This window comes from Mycobacterium sp. (assembly GCF_019247635.1).
Classification (GTDB): domain Bacteria; phylum Actinomycetota; class Actinomycetes; order Mycobacteriales; family Mycobacteriaceae; genus Mycobacterium.
In genome coordinates, this window is sequence record NZ_JAFBAR010000012.1 from 14,323 (window position 1) to 30,802 (window position 16,480).

16 protein-coding genes and 1 pseudogene are annotated in these 16,480 nt (G+C 67.1%); 6 read left to right on the plus strand and 11 right to left on the minus strand.

The window, feature by feature from the left end; genetic code table 11:
• The first annotated feature begins 14 nt into the window (after nucleotides 1-14).
• Complete coding sequence (gene ilvD, locus JO236_RS02025; protein WP_293324035.1) at nucleotides 15-1,706, plus strand: dihydroxy-acid dehydratase; 1,692 nt, start codon at nucleotides 15-17, stop codon at nucleotides 1,704-1,706.
• A gap of 22 nt (nucleotides 1,707-1,728) precedes the next feature.
• Here ilvD and JO236_RS02030 read toward each other — a convergent pair whose 3' ends face one another.
• Nucleotides 1,729-2,382: an O-methyltransferase gene (locus tag JO236_RS02030; RefSeq protein WP_293324037.1), complete on the minus strand. Its 654-nt coding sequence runs from the start codon at nucleotides 2,380-2,382 to the stop codon at nucleotides 1,729-1,731.
• A 135-nt stretch (nucleotides 2,383-2,517) separates the two neighbouring features.
• On the opposite strand from JO236_RS02030, the gene JO236_RS02035 reads away from it, so the two are divergent.
• Nucleotides 2,518-2,664: a metallothionein gene (locus tag JO236_RS02035; protein ID WP_293324040.1), complete on the plus strand. Its 147-nt coding sequence runs from the start codon at nucleotides 2,518-2,520 to the stop codon at nucleotides 2,662-2,664.
• 33 nt (nucleotides 2,665-2,697) lie between these two features.
• On the opposite strand, the gene JO236_RS02040 is transcribed toward JO236_RS02035, so the two are convergent.
• The 5 genes from JO236_RS02040 to JO236_RS02060 all read right to left on the minus strand — a co-directional run bounded on the left by JO236_RS02040 (nucleotide 2,698) and on the right by JO236_RS02060 (nucleotide 8,257).
• Nucleotides 2,698-4,824 (minus strand): beta-glucosidase, encoded by a 2,127-nt coding sequence (locus JO236_RS02040; protein WP_293324043.1) that lies wholly within the window; start codon nucleotides 4,822-4,824, stop codon nucleotides 2,698-2,700.
• The gene (locus JO236_RS02045; protein WP_293324046.1) at nucleotides 4,821-5,327 is read right to left on the minus strand and encodes a TIGR04338 family metallohydrolase; all 507 of its coding nucleotides are present in this window, start codon (nucleotides 5,325-5,327) and stop codon (nucleotides 4,821-4,823) included. Before JO236_RS02045 ends, JO236_RS02040 begins: the two co-directional genes overlap by 4 nt.
• A gap of 3 nt (nucleotides 5,328-5,330) precedes the next feature.
• Nucleotides 5,331-6,083 carry a DUF2786 domain-containing protein gene (locus JO236_RS02050; RefSeq protein ID WP_293324070.1) on the minus strand — a complete coding sequence of 251 codons (753 nt, stop codon included), beginning with the start codon at nucleotides 6,081-6,083 and terminating at the stop codon, nucleotides 5,331-5,333.
• Between the two features lie 59 nt (nucleotides 6,084-6,142).
• Nucleotides 6,143-6,982, minus strand: coding sequence for an alpha/beta hydrolase (locus JO236_RS02055; protein ID WP_293324049.1), 840 nt, complete (start codon nucleotides 6,980-6,982; stop codon nucleotides 6,143-6,145).
• 141 nt (nucleotides 6,983-7,123) lie between these two features.
• Complete coding sequence (locus tag JO236_RS02060) at nucleotides 7,124-8,257, minus strand: dihydrodipicolinate reductase (RefSeq protein ID WP_293324051.1); 1,134 nt, start codon at nucleotides 8,255-8,257, stop codon at nucleotides 7,124-7,126.
• Between the two features lie 123 nt (nucleotides 8,258-8,380).
• Here JO236_RS02060 and JO236_RS02065 point away from each other — a divergent pair, with 123 nt between their 5' ends.
• From JO236_RS02065 to JO236_RS02080, 4 genes are all read left to right on the plus strand, one after another.
• Nucleotides 8,381-9,202 (plus strand): MarR family transcriptional regulator, encoded by an 822-nt coding sequence (locus JO236_RS02065; protein ID WP_293324073.1) that lies wholly within the window; start codon nucleotides 8,381-8,383, stop codon nucleotides 9,200-9,202.
• Nucleotides 9,203-9,206: 4 nt separating this feature from the next.
• A complete protein-coding gene (locus tag JO236_RS02070) occupies nucleotides 9,207-9,932 on the plus strand; it encodes a pirin family protein (RefSeq protein WP_293324054.1) in 726 nt (241 codons plus the stop codon).
• Nucleotides 9,933-9,967: 35 nt separating this feature from the next.
• The gene (locus JO236_RS02075; protein ID WP_293324057.1) at nucleotides 9,968-11,377 is read left to right on the plus strand and encodes a YhgE/Pip domain-containing protein; all 1,410 of its coding nucleotides are present in this window, start codon (nucleotides 9,968-9,970) and stop codon (nucleotides 11,375-11,377) included.
• Nucleotides 11,378-11,456: 79 nt separating this feature from the next.
• Complete coding sequence (locus tag JO236_RS02080) at nucleotides 11,457-12,566, plus strand: phosphodiester glycosidase family protein (RefSeq protein ID WP_293324075.1); 1,110 nt, start codon at nucleotides 11,457-11,459, stop codon at nucleotides 12,564-12,566.
• A gap of 112 nt (nucleotides 12,567-12,678) precedes the next feature.
• Here JO236_RS02080 and JO236_RS02085 read toward each other — a convergent pair whose 3' ends face one another.
• The 5 genes and pseudogenes from JO236_RS02085 to JO236_RS22465 form a co-directional block, all read right to left on the minus strand.
• Entirely contained in the window at nucleotides 12,679-13,374 is a 696-nt protein-coding gene (locus tag JO236_RS02085) for a YoaK family protein (protein ID WP_293324059.1), read from the minus strand.
• Nucleotides 13,375-13,382: 8 nt separating this feature from the next.
• Complete coding sequence (locus tag JO236_RS02090; protein ID WP_293324061.1) at nucleotides 13,383-14,087, minus strand: hypothetical protein; 705 nt, start codon at nucleotides 14,085-14,087, stop codon at nucleotides 13,383-13,385.
• A complete protein-coding gene (locus JO236_RS02095; RefSeq protein WP_293324064.1) occupies nucleotides 14,054-14,605 on the minus strand; it encodes a mammalian cell entry protein in 552 nt (183 codons plus the stop codon). Before JO236_RS02095 ends, JO236_RS02090 begins: the two co-directional genes overlap by 34 nt.
• Nucleotides 14,602-15,579: an RDD family protein gene (locus tag JO236_RS02100; RefSeq protein WP_293324067.1), complete on the minus strand. Its 978-nt coding sequence runs from the start codon at nucleotides 15,577-15,579 to the stop codon at nucleotides 14,602-14,604. The genes JO236_RS02095 and JO236_RS02100 overlap by 4 nt, the downstream gene beginning before the upstream one ends.
• Nucleotides 15,576-16,100: pseudogene (locus JO236_RS22465) on the minus strand (Mce protein); the annotation flags it as partial. The pseudogene JO236_RS22465 and the gene JO236_RS02100, both read right to left, overlap by 4 nt.
• Nucleotides 16,101-16,480 lie beyond the last annotated feature (380 nt).

The window sequence follows — 16,480 nt, forward strand, 5'->3', positions numbered from 1 at the left end:
GCATACTTGGACGCGTGGTCGCTGATATCAAACCCCGCAGTCGTGACGTCACGGATGGCCTGGAAAAGACCGCCGCCCGCGGCATGTTGCGCGCGGTAGGCATGGACGACGAAGACTTCGCCAAGGCCCAAATCGGCGTGGCCTCGTCGTGGAATGAAATCACCCCGTGCAACCTCTCGCTGGATCGCCTGGCCAAGGCTGTCAAGGAGGGCGTGTTCGCCGCCGGCGGCTACCCGCTCGAGTTCGGGACGATCTCGGTGTCCGACGGCATCGCGATGGGTCACGAGGGGATGCATTTCTCGCTGGTCTCGCGCGAGGTCATCGCCGACAGCGTCGAGACCGTCATGCAGGCCGAACGGCTGGACGGTTCGGTGCTGTTGGCCGGATGTGACAAGTCGCTGCCCGGAATGCTGATGGCCGCAGCCCGTCTCGATCTGGCCGCGGTGTTCCTCTACGCGGGCTCCATCCTGCCGGGGGTGGCCAAGCTCTCCGACGGCAGCGAGCGCGAGGTCACCATCATCGATGCTTTCGAGGCGGTGGGCGCGTGCTCGCGGGGATTGATGTCCCGCGAAGACGTCGATGCGATCGAGCGCGCGATCTGCCCGGGTGAGGGCGCCTGCGGCGGCATGTACACCGCCAACACCATGGCCAGCGCCGCCGAGGCACTGGGCATGTCGCTGCCGGGCAGCGCGGCGCCGCCGGCCACCGACCGCCGCCGCGACGGGTTCGCCCGCCGCAGCGGCCAGGCCGTCATCGAACTGCTGCGGCGCGGCATCACCGCACGCGACATCCTCACCAAGGAGGCGTTCGACAACGCGATCGCGGTGGTGATGGCTTTCGGCGGCTCGACGAACGCGGTGCTGCACCTGCTGGCCATCGCGCACGAGGCCGATGTCGCGCTGTCGCTCGACGACTTCAGCCGGATCGGCTCCAAGGTGCCGCATCTGGCCGACGTGAAGCCGTTCGGCCGCCACGTGATGTCGCACGTCGACCACGTTGGCGGAGTGCCGGTGGTGATGAAAGCGCTGCTGGATGCGGGTCTGCTGCACGGCGACGCGCTGACCGTGACCGGCCAGACGCTGGCCGAGAACCTTGCCGCGCTCGCCCCGCCGGACCCGGACGGCAAGGTGTTACGCGCCCTGGACAAGCCGATCCACGCGACGGGCGGGATCACGATTCTGCGCGGTTCGCTGGCCCCCGACGGCGCGGTGGTCAAGTCGGCGGGCTTCGACTCCGACGTGTTTGAAGGCACGGCAAGGGTTTTCGACGGCGAACGGGCCGCGCTGGACGCCCTCGAGGATGGCACCATCACCAAGGGCGACGCGGTGGTGATCCGCTACGAAGGCCCCAAGGGCGGCCCCGGGATGCGCGAAATGCTCGCCATCACGGGCGCGATCAAAGGCGCGGGACTGGGCAAGGACGTGCTGTTGCTGACCGACGGCCGGTTCTCCGGTGGGACCACCGGCCTGTGCGTGGGACACATCGCCCCGGAGGCCGTCGACGGCGGACCGATCGCCTTCCTGCGCGACGGCGACCGGATCCGGCTCGACGTCGCCGGCCATTCCCTCGACGTGCTGGGCGATGCCGACGAATTCTCCTCTCGCCAAAAGGATTTCACTCCCCCACCACCGCGCTACAAGACCGGAGTGCTGGCCAAGTACGTCAAGCTCGTCGGCTCGGCCTCGGGTGGCGCGGTCTGCGGCTGACGCTCGCCGCTACAGGACGTAACTAGCGCACCAACGCGACCGCGAAACCGTCCCAACGCTTGGCCCCCACCGTCTGGATCACCGCGGCCTCCAACCGGGGGTGCTCGCCCATCACCCGTAGCGTCTCCTGGACCGCGTGGGCCGCACCATCCTCCGCCGTGAGCACCCTGCCTTCCCGAACGACGTTGTCGGCCACGATGACTGAGCCCGGACGCGACAGCCGGATCGCCCATTCGAGGTAGGCGACGTAGTTTTCCTTGTCGGCGTCGATGAACACCAGGTCGAAGGGGCCGTCGTGCACCGTCGGCAATGTGTCTAGAGCGGCACCGACCTTGATCTCCACCCGATCGCCCACACCGGCCCGCTGCAGGTTGGCCCGCGCGACTTCGGCGTGCTTGGGCTCGTATTCCAGCGTCACGACCCGACCCTGCGGGCCCGTGCCTCGTGCCAGCCAAATGGTGCTGAAGCCACCCAGCGTGCCGATCTCGAGGATGCGGCGCGCCTGCATCGCGCCGGCCAGCAGCGACAGGAACTTGCCCTGTTGCGCGGATACGGCGATGCGGGGCAACCCGGCGGCATCGCTGTCCACCAACGCCGCCGACAGCACCGGGTCGTCCCCAACCAGCGTGCTGTCCAGGAACGCGTCGACATCTTGCGGAGTTGGTTCGTGAGCCATGCCCCCAGGCTAGGCGAGTGCTGAAACCGCCCCAAATTCTCCCGCTTCATTTACCTAATACCCCCATGGGGTATACAGTGCGAGTCGCGCTAACCATTCGGACTTCGGTCCCCGACCCATACGAAGGCGGTACAAATGGCAACTCACGACGCTGGAACCCTGTTGAGCTGTGGTCACGACGGCTGCGGCTGTCGCGTTCGGATCGAGGTCCCATGCCATTGCTCCGAAGCCACCCAGGCGTACCGTTGCACCTGCGGCGACGAACTGGTCCCAGTCCAGTAGGCCCGGCTGGCCGCGTGCGTTCGGATGCGCCCCTCAGCGCCCGAACGCACGCCCCGCCAGTTCGACCTCGGCTGTGAGCTCGAGAGCGACCGCCGAGGAACCCACCGCCACGGTGTATCCACCCGGCTCGATGCGCCACCGGCCGGCGCTGCCGTCGTAGCGGGCCAGCAGCCGCGGATCGGCTTTTAGGCTCACCCGGCGGGACTGACCGGGGTCGAGTTCGACCCGCTCGAACCCCAACAACCGCAACCGACGCCCGCCTGGGGCGGCCGCCAGATACACCTGCGGGATGTCTGTCCCGCCACGATCGCCGACGTTGACGACGGTGAATCCGGCGGTGACCGTGTCACCGCCGGCCACCACCATGTCCGTGTACTCGAAGCCGGTGTAGGACAGGCCGTGACCGAACGCGAACATCGGGCTACGGCCGTGCCGCGCGAACCAGCGGTACCCGACGTCTGCTCCTTCCGAATAGTGGATGGTGGTCGGTGTTCCCCACGGGGCGCCGAGCCCGGGCAGCTCCGGACGGGGGGTCTGCTCCAGATCGACCGGGAAGGTGATCGGCAGCCGGCCAGACGGATTGACCTGGCCGACAAGGACTTCCGCGATGGCCCTCCCGCCGGCCTGGCCCGGATACCATGCCGCAACGATTGCGTTCACCGAGTCGCGCCACGGCATGGCGACCGGGTTTCCGGTCTCGAGCACCACGACGGTATTCGGGTTGGCGGCCGCGACGGCGGCGATCACCGCGTCCTGCCCCCACGGGAGCGACAGGTCGGCGATATCGAAGCCCTCGCCTTCGACGCGGACCGCGAACACGATCGCGACGTCCGCCCGACGCGCCGCCAGCACCGCCTCGGCGGGACTGATGCCGGGATCGAACTCGATGTGCGCCATGGGAAGTTGCTTTCTCAGCTCGTCCAGCGGGCTGGACGGCAGTAAGTACAGATTGCGCATCCCGCCCATCAGGCCCGCGCCACCGATCGGGATCACGTCCGCGTAGCCGTCCGGCGGAACGACGGCACTCGACCCGCAACCGGTCGGCACACCCATGTGGGCATAGCCACCGATGACGGCGATGCGCGCCGCGGAATCGGCCGCCAGGGGCAGCACCCCGCGGTTGGCCAGCAGCACTATTCCCTGGCGGGCGACTTGCAGCGCAATCTCGTTGTGCGCGGCCATATCCGGTTCGGGCCAGGCGTCCCAGCGGTCGATTCCGACCGCGAACATCGAGCGCAGGATGCGCCGGACCATGTCCGCAAGGCGCTGCCTGGGCAACCTGCCGTCGGCGTAGGCGGCTCGCAGGCGATCGCTGAACGCCTCCGACTGCCAGAAGACGGCGTCGAGCTGGGCGCCACACTCCTGGTCCAGGCCGTGCAGCGCGCACTCCCAACCCGGTGTCCCGCCCCAGTCCGACATCACCCAGCCGCGGTATCCCCAGGCGCCCTTCAGCACGTCGTTGATCAGTACGTCGTTGTCCGCGGCATAGTCGCCGTTGACCTTGTTATACGCGGTCATGACCGCGCCGGGTGATGAGCGCTCGATGGCGATTTCGAAGGCCAGCAAGTCGCATTCGCGGTGCGCGTCGGGATCGATGACCGCGTTCAGCCAGTGCCGGTTGGTTTCGTTGCAGTTCAGGCAGAAGTGCTTGGTGGTGGAGATGACACCCTGGCGCTGGATGCCGTTGATCGATTCCGCCGCCATCACCGCGGTCAAAAGTGGGTCCTCGGAAAGGTATTCGAAGTTGCGGCCGTTACGCGGGTCGCGCGCCAGGTTCATCGCGCCGGCCAGTTGCACGTTGAATCCGCGGCTGCGCGCCTCGCGGCCGATCACCGCGCCGGCAGCGTGGGCCAACGCCGGGTTGAAGCTCGCGGCCAGGGCCTGGCCCGACGGCAGCGCGGTGGCGGTGTCACCCGCACGGTAGCCGGGGTTGGTCACACCGAGCCCCGCGTCGCTCATGCGTAATGCCGGGATGCCAAGGCGCGCAATGCCCGGCACATAACCGGCGCTGGAGGCGACGCCGTCGGGGATGCGCTCGTCGCGCAGCGGCCACATCTCGCCATGCCCCATCACGCAGACCAGCAGCGCGAACCGCTCGTCATCGGTCAACTGGGCCTCGATCTCGCGGGCACGGGCGTCGGCGTCCCCGGACCGACTCATCGCACCCCTTCCTTCGCGTACACCACCCGCAACACGTGGCCGACTTCCGGGCCCATCACCAGCTCGGTCAATGTGCACATCGTCGCCACAAATTCCGCGCCGTGTGGCGGCTGCGCCTGGCACAGGTGATGGGCCACCTCATGGAGCACCACCAGCTCACGCATCGCCCAGTCGGCGGTGTCATGGTCGGGAACCGCGATGGTGCCTGCGCCGTCACGGTTTTCGTAATGCGCCGCGGTCGCGGCGCGGCGGGGACGCACACGCGGCCTCGAGGCCGCCGGCCAGCGCTGCCGCACCGCCGGCAGGGCCAGCACGTCGTCGATATAGCGCTGCACCGACGCCACCGAACCGAACCGGCCTTCCGGCGGCAGCGTCAACTGGGTGCCGAAGAACTCCAGCGACGGCGACTCGCGTTCGACGGCGCGGTCGAACAACGTGCGGACGAAATCCTCGGCCGCATACACTTTGGACCGCTGCGAGTCCCGTGGAGCTGAATCCCCCAACCGTCACCGGCTCAGCCGGGTCCGCGCCCCGGGTAGCTCCGGGCTGCTGCCGAGCCGCGCCCGCCGCCCCGCGCGGTCCCCCGCGCGCCGCGCGGCCGATGAATACCCGGCCGTGGCACTGCTGGCCCGCCAGGTGCCACGCGCTTTGGACGCGCTACGGTAGTGGTCACGCAGCTCGATTTCCTTGTCCCGCAATGCGATAGCGGTGCCCGGTGCACGGTCCCGATCTTTGGCGACCGTGCTGCGGGCCTGCTCGCGAGCCTCGGCCAGGCGCTGGCCGACCCGGCCGCCGAACGCCAGCTGGAAGTTGAGCCGCGCGGTGATCGTCGGCGTCGGCCGGTGCGCCCCCGAGGCCAGATAGGTGTCCGAGGCCCGCACCATCTGGACCACCAGGCTGGCATACAGGGCGTGGGTGGTGTCGATGTCCTCGCTGAATCCATAGGCGTAGACGAACGTCGAGTTCGACGCCACATCACAGCGGACGTCGTTGGCGGCGGCGATGACCACGAAGAGCTGCACGTAGGTCCGCAGCCCCCGGGTGCCCGCGCTGCCGATGGTGACGGTGCGCTGGGTGGGGACTTGCGCCGCCGTGCGCTTGGCCGCGTGCGACCGGGCCACCGCCAGGTCGATCGATGATGCCGTCGCCAACCGCTGCGCGGCGGTCATGAACGCGTCCGCCTCGTGCGTATTGTCGGTGCCTTCGGCCTGGCGCAACAGGGCGGCGATGCGCGCCAGCGTTTTGTCGTCGCTCGCCATCTTGTAATCCGTCATAGCGCCAAACTACGGGAGTGGTACGACATCTCGGTGACAGCCGCTCACAACCGCTTATTGATCCAGGTGACCACGTCGGCGAGCACTTGGTCGCCCTCCGGTTCGTTGAAGACCTCGTGATAGAGCACCGGGTAGACCTTCAGTTCGACGTCGGTGGCTCCCACACACTCCACTAGTCGGCGGCTGCCCGAGACCGGGATCAACCGGTCGTCGGCGCCGTGCACCACCAGCAGCGGCGCGGTCAATGCCGGTGCCCGCTGCGGCATGGTCTCGCCCACCTGCAGCAGCGCCCGCCCGATGCCGAAGGGAACCTTGCCGTGGTACACCAGCGGGTCATTCTTGTAGGCGGCCACCACCGCCGGGTCGCGGGAAATGCCGTCGACGTCGAGTTCCTGCACGGGGACCCCGGGTATCAGCGCGCCCAGGACTTTGGCGAGCCACGCCATCGGCGCCGACACCACCTCCTGGGCGGCCACCGCCGGTCCGGACAGCACCATCAGGTCATAGTTGTCCGGGCGCTCCACGCCGTAGGCAAAGACGATGCCGCCGCCCATGCTGTGGCCCAGCACGACGCACTTGAGGCCGGGGTGTTCGCGCTTGGCGATGCCGACCAGCGTGTCGAAGTCGGCGGTGTACTCCGTGATGTCCCGCACCAGCACGCGCTTGCCACCCGAGCGGCCGTGGCCTCGGTGATCCAGCGCGTAGGTGACCAACCCGGCCTCGCCGAACCGCTGCGCGACGTGGTCGTAGCGGCGGGCGTGCTCACCCAGGCCGTGGGCCAGCACCACCACCGCACGCGCCGGGGAGTCCGGCGTCCATACGTCGTAGACGATGCGCACGCCGCCCACACCGTCGAAATTCCGTTCAGTGCGGGTCGTAGCCATGAGGGGCAGCTTAAAGGTAGGTCAACGGCTCGGCCTGCCCGAGGCTTTAGCCCATCGAGATTGCCGCCAGGGTCGTGATCCGCGGCCGACCACAACCCCCACGGCAATCTCGCCGCGCGGCCACCACATTGGGGCCCAGGACTAGAACAGGCGGCTGTCCGGGGGCGGTCCCTTGACCTGCCCGACTAGACCGGCCCCAGTAACCAGCGGCATATCCAGCGCGGACAGCAGACCCGGCGGGGCCGCGCACACCGCGGGTATCGCGTTGACCATGCGCGACGCGCCCGCGATCCGCGCACCCAGGTCATGGTCGTGGTCGTCGGCCATCTCGAATTCGCACCGCATGCTCGGGGAACCCTCGATCTCGACGCGATAGAGCCCACGGCCGGACGCCAACCCGTAGCCGAGGTCCTTCGGGGCGATGGAGATGTGGGGTTGCGGCCAGTCCGGCGCGATATCGTCGCGCATCCGCGTCACGTGATCGAGGACGAAAGTGGCTGTCCCGCCGACATATCCGGTCAGCGTCGAACGCATTGCCGCGATGGTCCCGGCCTCGATGCGACCGGTGGGCGTGTCGAAGGACTCGGATGCCGGGATGCGTTCGTTGGTCTCGTCGATGTGGTCGATCTTGACGCCCAGCCCGGCCGCGAGCTGGTGCAGCACCGGGCCCCAGCCGAAGGTGAACACACCGGGCGTCGCCGCGAACGCGGTGAACTCCGGCGGCTTGCCGAACCCGAGTATCTCGTAGACCGCCGACCTGTCGGGATAGGTGGCGTAGTTGAACATCTCCGTCACCCGAACCGATTCGATCACCCGGGCGACCCCCGTAAGCACCAGCGGCAGAACGTCATTGGCGAACCCGGAGTCGATGCCGGTGGTGAAGAACGACACACCGCCGTCCAACGCGGCCTGGCGCAACGGCCCGGTGAACGCCGCGTCGAGCGCGTCGGGGAACACCAGCGGCACCACCGAACACGACACCACGTTCTTGCCGGCTCGCAGGATCGACACCATGTCCTCGACGGCCTGCAACGGGCGCAGGTTGGCGCCGGCGGCGTAGACCACCACGTCCGCGTCGCCGGCGAGCATGGCCGCCGGATCCTGGGTGGCCGCCACGCCCACCGGCCCGGCCCCACACAGTTCGCCGGCGTCGTGGCCCGCCTTGGCATCGCTGTGCACGACGAGATCGACCAGTTGCAGCTCCGGATGATCGATCACCCCACGCAGCGCGATCAGACCCATCGAGCCCGGTCCCCACAGTCCGACCTTGAGCATGACGTCGTCCCACCATCCGCTATGTGTCCTAATATTAGGACCGCATGACTCACATTTTGGACGAATGGTAAGGAGCCGGTCGTGGAGGCGTCAACCACCAAGTCGCCCCCGACCGCCCGGGTGATGGACCTGCTCACCGCGCTGGCGGCGGCGCCGAACGGGCGGACCTCGGCCGAACTGGCCAGGGCCTGCGGGATCAGCACCTCGACCTGTGCGCTGGTGCTGGCCGAACTCGAAAAACGCGCCTGGGTGGCCCGCCGCGAGGATCGCCATTACGCGCTCGGTGACGGATTGTTCGGGCTGGTGCACGGACTGCGGACGCAGTTTCCGTTGCTGGACCGAGGGCGTGCTGCGCTGAGCTTCCTGCACGACACGCTCGGTGCGGGCTGTTCGATGTCGAGGATCGGCGAGCGACATCTGATCACGGTCGATGCGGTCGGCCACGGCGCCGAAGGTCAGCGCGCTGTCGGTCAGCGCTTCCCCATCGATCCGCCGTTCGGATTGGTCGCGATGGCCTGGCGGGACGACGACTTCGTCCAGGCTTGGCTGCGCCGGGTCATGCCCCGGCTGGGCCGCGCCGAGATCGCGCAGCACCAACGGGTGCTGGCCCACATCCGGGTCCGCGGTTACGGCGCCTGGCGGTTCGACGAGAACCATCAGTCGCTGCACCACCGACTGACCGGCGTGCTGGCGTCGTTCGAACCGACCGCGCAGGTGGCCCGCCAGGTCACCGCGCTGATGACGATGGTGACGCTACGGTCGGTCACCGATGTGCTCGAAACGGAGCTGGCGGCAACGGAATTCGTCGTCCTGCCGATTTTCGGCCGGGATGCCCAGCCGGAGTACCAGATTGAGATCCATCTGGGTGGCTCGGTTGGCTTGACGCTGGCGGAGCTCGACGCCGCCCTGCGGCACGCCCAGGGACTGCTGACCGCATTACTCTAGAAAAATGCCTGCCACCGTGGAGATACGGCGTGCGGCCGACCGCGCCGTCACCGTTACCTCCTGGCTGCGGTCCAGCCACTCGTTCTCGTTCGGCGATCACTACGATCCCGGCAACACCCACCACGGGTTGCTGCTGGTGAACAACGACGACCGCGTAGAACCGGGCACAGGTTTCGAGACTCACTCCCACCGCGACATGGAGATCGTCACCTGGGTGCTCAGTGGCCAACTGACACATCAGGATTCGGCCGGCAATCGCGGGGTCATCCACCCCGGCCTGGCCCAACGGATGTCGGCGGGCAGCGGCATACTGCATTCGGAGAGGAACGACTCGTCAACCGAGCCAGTGCATTTCGTGCAGATGTGGGTCGCGCCGGACGAGACCGGTATCACACCGGCCTACCAGCAGAACGAAATTCACGACAACCAGTTGAGCGGCGGCCTGGTCACAATCGCCTCCGGGGTGCCCGGGCACGACCCGGCCATCACGCTGCACAACCGCCACGCCGCGCTGCACGGGGCGCGGCTGTCGCCGGGGGGCACCGCCATCCTTCCGATGGCGCCCTACCTGCATCTATTCGTCGCACGGGGGCGACTCACCTTGGAGGCGGCGGGCGAACTCGAAGCGGGCGACGCGGTCCGGTTCACCGATGCCGAGGGGCGGCGGCTGGCCGCCGTGGAGCCCTCGGAGGTCCTGATCTGGGAGATGCACGCAAAACTGGGCGCCTGAACGTCATAGAGTGGGCACGACAGACAGGAGCCCGCATGTCCCAATCGCAACCGCGACACGCTGCGCCGAACCCCAAGCACAACATCAAAGCCATTCGGACCGTGCGGTTCTGGGCGGCCCCGATCGTGGCCACGTTGGCTTTGATGTCGGCGCTGGCCGCGCTGTACCTGGGCGGCATCCTGAATCCGACCACCAACCTCCGGCATTTCCCCATCGCGGTGGTGAACGAGGACGCCGGGCCATGGGGCGCAAAAATTGTCGAGGGCATGACCGCCAGCCCTGAGCTGGACAAGAACAAGTTCGACATCCGGGTGGTTTCGCACGACGAGGCCCAGCGGCAGTTGGACACCGCCCAGGTATACGGCGAGATGGTGATCCCACCGTCCTTCTCGTCGCGGCTTCAGGACCTCGGCGAGAGCTCGGTGATGCCCACGCGCGCGGAACGGCCTTCGATCGCGATTTTCACCAATCAGCGCGCCGGCACCCTGGGCTCCAGCATTGCCGGGCAGACCCTGAACCTGGCGGCGGCGAAGGTCAATGCGCAAGTAGGCAAACAGCTTTCGGAATCGGTCGCCGCACAGACCGCCGACACGCCGGTTGCCGGCGCGGCGGCGTTGACGCTCGCGAGTCCCATCGACATCAAGACCACCGTGTACAAGCCGCTGCCCAACGGCACCGGCAACGGGCTGTCGGCCTTCTACTATTCGTTGCTGCTGCTGCTGGCCGGCTTTACCGGCAGCATCGTGGTCAGCACGCTGGTGGACTCGATGCTGGGTTATGTACCGGCCGAATACGGCCCGGTGTATCGCTTCGCCGAACAGGTGCGCATTTCCCGGTTCCAAACACTGCTCGTCAAATGGGCGCTGATGGTGACGCTGGCGCTGATCACGTCGGCGCTCTACATGGCGATCGGTCACGGACTGGGCATGCCGATCGACCACGCGTGGCATTTGTGGCTCTTCGGGGTGTTCGCGATCAGCGCCGTGGGCATCACGTCCAGTTCTCTCATCGCGGTGCTGGGTTCGATGGGCATGCTGTTCAGCATGCTCGTGTTCGTCATCCTGGGGTTGCCGTCAGCGGGTGCCACGGTCCCCCTCGAGGCGGTGCCGCCATTCTTCGGCTGGTTGGCCAAATTCGAGCCGATGCATCAGGTGTTTCTTGGCGTGCGCTCGCTGGTGTACCTGGACGGTCACGCGGACGCCGGTTTGTCCCAGGCTTTGCTGATGACGTCGATCGGACTGGTGATCGGCCTGTTGGTGGGCGGCATCATCACGCATCTGTACGACCGCAAGGGATTCCACCGGATTCAGGGGGCGATCGAGATGGCAATCGCCGTGGAACACCAGGCGCAGCATCAGCGCGAAAAGGCGCGTCAGCCCCAGCCCGAGCCCGAGCTTGATCCCGATCCCGAGCGCGAAGCCGAAAGCTCAAGCGAGCAAACGTAATTCGACTGCGGCTCAACCGTCACGCGCCTGTTACTAAAGTTGACAGTGTGACAGATGTGACTGATTCTGAGGTAGTTACATCCGGATCCGGGCCGAAGGGGCTACCGTGCGCTCACCACTCGCCGGGCTGCGGCGGCTGGCGGCGTGCTGCGCCGCCGTGGCCGTCTGCGTGACGCTGGCAAGCACCTCGGGACCGCCGGTCGCGCGGGCAGCCGACGGACGCGAGATGCTCGAAGCCGCCATCGCCGGAACGAAGGGCTCCTACCTGGTCTACAACTTCGGCGCCGGTCACCCCATGCCCATGCTCAACGCCGGTGGCGGCTGGTACGAGGGCGACAACGGCGGGCACCTGATGATCATCAAGAATGCGGCGCAGCGGCTTGAACCGCATCTGCTGGTGGACAGCCACCAGGGTGACCAGGCTCGCTGCGAAAACAACCCCGGCGCGCGGACGAGCGAAGGGTTGATGCAGGCGTCCGAGTTGTACGCGCCGCTGCAGGCCTGGCAGCGAATGGGTGAGCCGACGATCGCGATCAACGCCAACTTCTTCGACGTGCGCGGGCAGAAGGGCGGCGCGTGGCGCACGACAGGCTGCAGCTCCCCGCTGGGTGCCTTCGTGGACAACACACACGGGCAGGGCCGCGCCAACATGGCGGTCACCGGCACCATCGCCTACCCCGGCAAGCAAGGCCTCTCCGGCGGTGGGGAAAGCTGGTCGTCGCTGACGACGATGATCCTGCCCGCCGGTGGCGCGCCATATGTGTTGCGCCCCAGGGGCAGAGACGACTACGACGAAGCCACCCCCGTGATCACGGACCTGGTCAACAAGGACGAACGATTTGTCGCGGTGTCGGGCATTGGGCTGTTGTCACCCGGCAAAACCGGCCAGCTCAACGACGGCGGCCCCAGTGCGGCGCGAACGGCGCTGGCCTACTCGAAGCAGAAAGACGAGATGTACATCTTTGAGGGTGGCAGCTACACGCCCGACAACATTCAGGACCTGTTCCGCGGGTTGGGTAGCGACACGGCAATCCTGCTCGACGGCGGCGGCTCGTCGGCAATCGTGCTGCGGCGCGACACCGGCGGCATGTGGGCCGGCGCCGGGTCACCCAGGGGATCGTGTGACACGCGCCAGGTGCTCTGCGATTCGCACGAGCGTGCCCTGCCCAGCTGGCTCGCGTTCAATTAGATTCGGCCGCAAGCGATCTTCATCGATCGAAACTGCGCTCAGGGCGGGAAGATCCGCCCAACCTAAGCCCCAGACGCAGACTCGGCGCCACCACCGCAGACTCGGCGGCAACTCAGGCGCTCACGGGATCGGGCTCACTTCGCGGCCCGAAGCGGAAGATCAGCATACTGGCGGCGACCACGGCCGCGGTCACCGCGAACACCGGAGCGACGACGAAGCGCGACATCGTCGCGCCCAGAAAGGCGCCGGCGCACATGGTGAAAACGACACTGATGCGCAGTTTTTCGCGCGCACCCGTGCCACCGGCCAGATGACTGTCCAGGCCGAGGCTGACGATCGTCGAGGTCAACACCGTGGTGGACAGTTCCTGGATCCCGAACTGGCGGGCGCTCGAATGCTGCAGACCGAACGTCACCGCGAGCACGCCAATGATGATGAGTTTGGTGTCGTCGTGATAGGACAGCACACCCGTGCCGGCCAGGACCGACAGCGCCACCAGCAACACGATTTCGATGGCCAGCACAGTGGTGATCCAGCGGCGTGTCCGCTCACCGAAGTGCCGGAACATCCGACCGCTGACTATGGTCGTGCAAACGAAGGTAGGCAGGGCGGTCACGACGGCGGTCAGGTCGATGCTGGTGCTCGGGGCGAGCCAGAAGCCAAGGAAGATGACGTTGCCTGTCATGTTGGCCACGAACACATGCCCGAGCACCAGGATGCTGATCGCGTCGGCCAGACCGGTGGCAAACGTCAGCAGCAATAGCGCTGCGACGGTCAGCCGCTCGGATACCGGCGAAGTTAGGGCCATGCGGGCGGTCAGTCGTGCGGCGTCAGATCCAACGACGTCACGGTCGTCATCCTGGTCACCAACCACCGACCGTCGATGCGCTTCATGAACAGCCGGTAGGAGAGGTACTTCAACGACGGAATGTTCTTGGTCAGCGGGCTGGTGGACGTGGTATTGGTGTACACCATCGCGACGGCATTCGGGGTGTCCAGCGACTCGACCGCCACGCCGGTGACCTCGGTGCTGTTGGTGATCTTGGCCTGCTTGTTGGGTGCCACTATCGCGTCGACGAATTTGCGGTACTGGGCTTCGAAATCACCGCTGAGATAGGTCGATGCGCGATCGGCGAGGGTATCCATGTTCTCCGGCGTATAGCTCCACAGCGCGGTTATCGCATTGGCGGCGGTCCGCGCCACTCTGAGTTTGGTTGCGACAGTGGCGCGGTCGATCAGGTATGGCTTCACGGTCGCGCCTGCGAACGCCGCGGACCCGACGAACAAGGCCGCGGCGACGGCGACAAGCGCGACGAACCGCTTGCTCACCGATTTCCTGGCGGGAGCGTCCCCCTGATCCTTGTCGGCGGCGTCGTCGGACCCTGCGTCGGATTCCTCTGTTACGTCCGCGGTTTCAGCGGCCGCGTCAGCCGACGGGGCTTCGGTGGCTTCTCCGACCTCGGGTTCGTCGTCGCGGATCTCTACGGTCAGATCACCTGAGCCAGGTTGCTGATCTTCCACTGATTCCCCTCCTGCCTGGCCGTCGCCGTCCAACGATTGGTGTTCTCGAATACTTGCTTTTCGTCCGGGGACTTGGAGATGACGTCGGTGGCCACCAATATGTTGACGCTGCCGTCGTCGTTCCACCGTTCCACGCCGGCGTCGAGCACCGTGCCGGTGGCTCGTTCGGCTCTGGCGACCTGGAACAGGATCTGGTTCGCCTGGTCGGTGTATTGCTTGGCGAAGTCGCCGGTGGCTTGGGCCAGCACTTTGTCGACGTACTCGTTGGCGTGATACGGGTCGACGGAGGTGAACATCTCCATGAACCATTTCACGTAGCCGATCGCCTGCTGATCCTTGTGCGTCGCGTTGTCCCGGGATACATGCGACACGAGCGACAGCGTGGACAGCGCGATCGCCAGCACCGCGACCAGTGTGGCGACCGCGGCGGCGACGGGTAACCCCCACGGCCGCGGTTGCAGGGCCTGCGCTACGAGCAGGGAATCCTCGCCGGGCCGAAACCTGCGGCGCGGACTCATTTTCGGGTCCCCGGGGGCTTCGGCTTGGCCAGCACGTCTAGGGCGTCGACGCGCCACTGGTCGTCGCGGTCTTTGACAAAGGTCACCCGCAGCGTCGCGGTGATGATGCGTTCGTTCGGCGGCGCACCGCGGCGACCGTCCATGAACAGCAGCATCGTCGCGCGATCCGGCGACGCAGACTGTATCGAGCTGTCGATCGACCGGTATTCGTTACTGACGGGTTGGCCCTTCTTGACTTCGTCCTGCTGCGCGGCCAGTTCGCCGCGGTATTTATTGGTGGCCAGCGACAGGGCGCGCTTGAAGTCGTCTTCCAACGTGTTCGGGTCGTACGTCAGAATCTGGGCGACGATCTTCGGTCCCTGCACCGCGATTTGCGCGCGCGTCCGATCGGTCGCCCGATCCTGCGCATACCCCACCGCGTAGCTGAGCCCCGCGCCGGCCAGGCAAATGCCCGCGGCGCTCAGCACCGCCACTGCGCTCCACCGCCGGACCCCCGCCGGCCGCCTGTCCGGGTCGACGAGGCGGACCTCGGTGCGCACCAGCATGTCGGCGAACGTGCGGCGCCGCGAATCCCACAGCGGCCAAAACCATCCCACCAGCGCCCCCGCCGTGTCGAGCAGGTGGGCGAGGTCCCTGACCAGTAGCCGCCATGGACCGGTGGGCGTGCCGTCGCACCCCGACACCGCGATGCCGAACAGGGCGCGTCCCAAACTCCAGCCGGTGATGGCCGGCAATAGCAATCGGTCGACCAAGGTCAGCAGGATCGCCGCGCCAAGGACGGACACGGACACCCACCACCACGCGCCGCGTGCCGGCACGGTGAACGACACCAAGGCCATCGTCGCGAATACGGCGGCACCCGGCAGGACATCAACAGCGAACGCGGCGGCGCGAATGTGCCAGGGCGCCAAGCCAACTGGGGGTGACTCGGGGATGGCCGCCGTGCTGCGTTTCTCGTCGACCACCACCGTCACTTCGTCACCTGGTCGAGCCTTGAGATTCGGTACTGGCCTTCCGAGAACGCCATTCGCACGCGCAGGCGGTAGCCGGTTTCCTGGGCCTGGGCCTGATCGTTGGCCACCTTGACGCGGAGTGCGACCAGGATATCGACCGTGCCGTCGGGGTTGTTGCGTTCGACCGCGGCCCGCATATCGGACACCTGCACGTGCACGTTCGCGGCTTGATAGGCCTGCACGAACACGCTGGTGTACAGCAGCGCCTGGGAGCGGAATTGGTCGGTGCCGCAATCGATGATCTTCTGCTCGCTGGCGCTCATCGTGCTGGGGTCCGGCGCCTGCGTCGCCGCCACGCAATCCTTGGCCACTTGCAGCGCCGCGGTGTTGCTGCGCGCCTGGGCTTGGCTTTGCAGGTGCGCGCGAAGCGCGAAGTAGCCGCCGGTTCCGACACCGCCGGCGAGCAGCAGAAGCGCCGCGCTGATTCCGGCCAGCCATCTCCGACCGACACGTGACGGGCCCCGCTCGACTACGGCGGCGGCTTCGGATTCCTGCGACTCCTCGATTTCCGGCGAATCCTCGGTTCCCGGCGATTCCTCGGTTCCCGCAGTATCTTCGGTTCCCGGCGAATCCTCGGCCGTCGCCTCGGCGCCAGCCTGGTCGGCTCCGACCTCCGATTCCGAAGAATCCTCGGCCGTCGCCTCGGTGCCGGCCTGGTCGGCTCCGACCTCCGATTCCGAAGAATCCTCGGCCGTCGCCTCGGTGCCAGCCTGGACGGCTCCGACCTCCGATTCCGAAGAATCCTCGGCCGTCGCCTCGGCGCCGTCCGGGTCGACGGCGGTTTCGGGTTCCTGACTAGTCTCCGGCCTTTGTTTCCGGCCGGACCCGCGCAGACGACGAATCCTCGACATAGATGATGGGG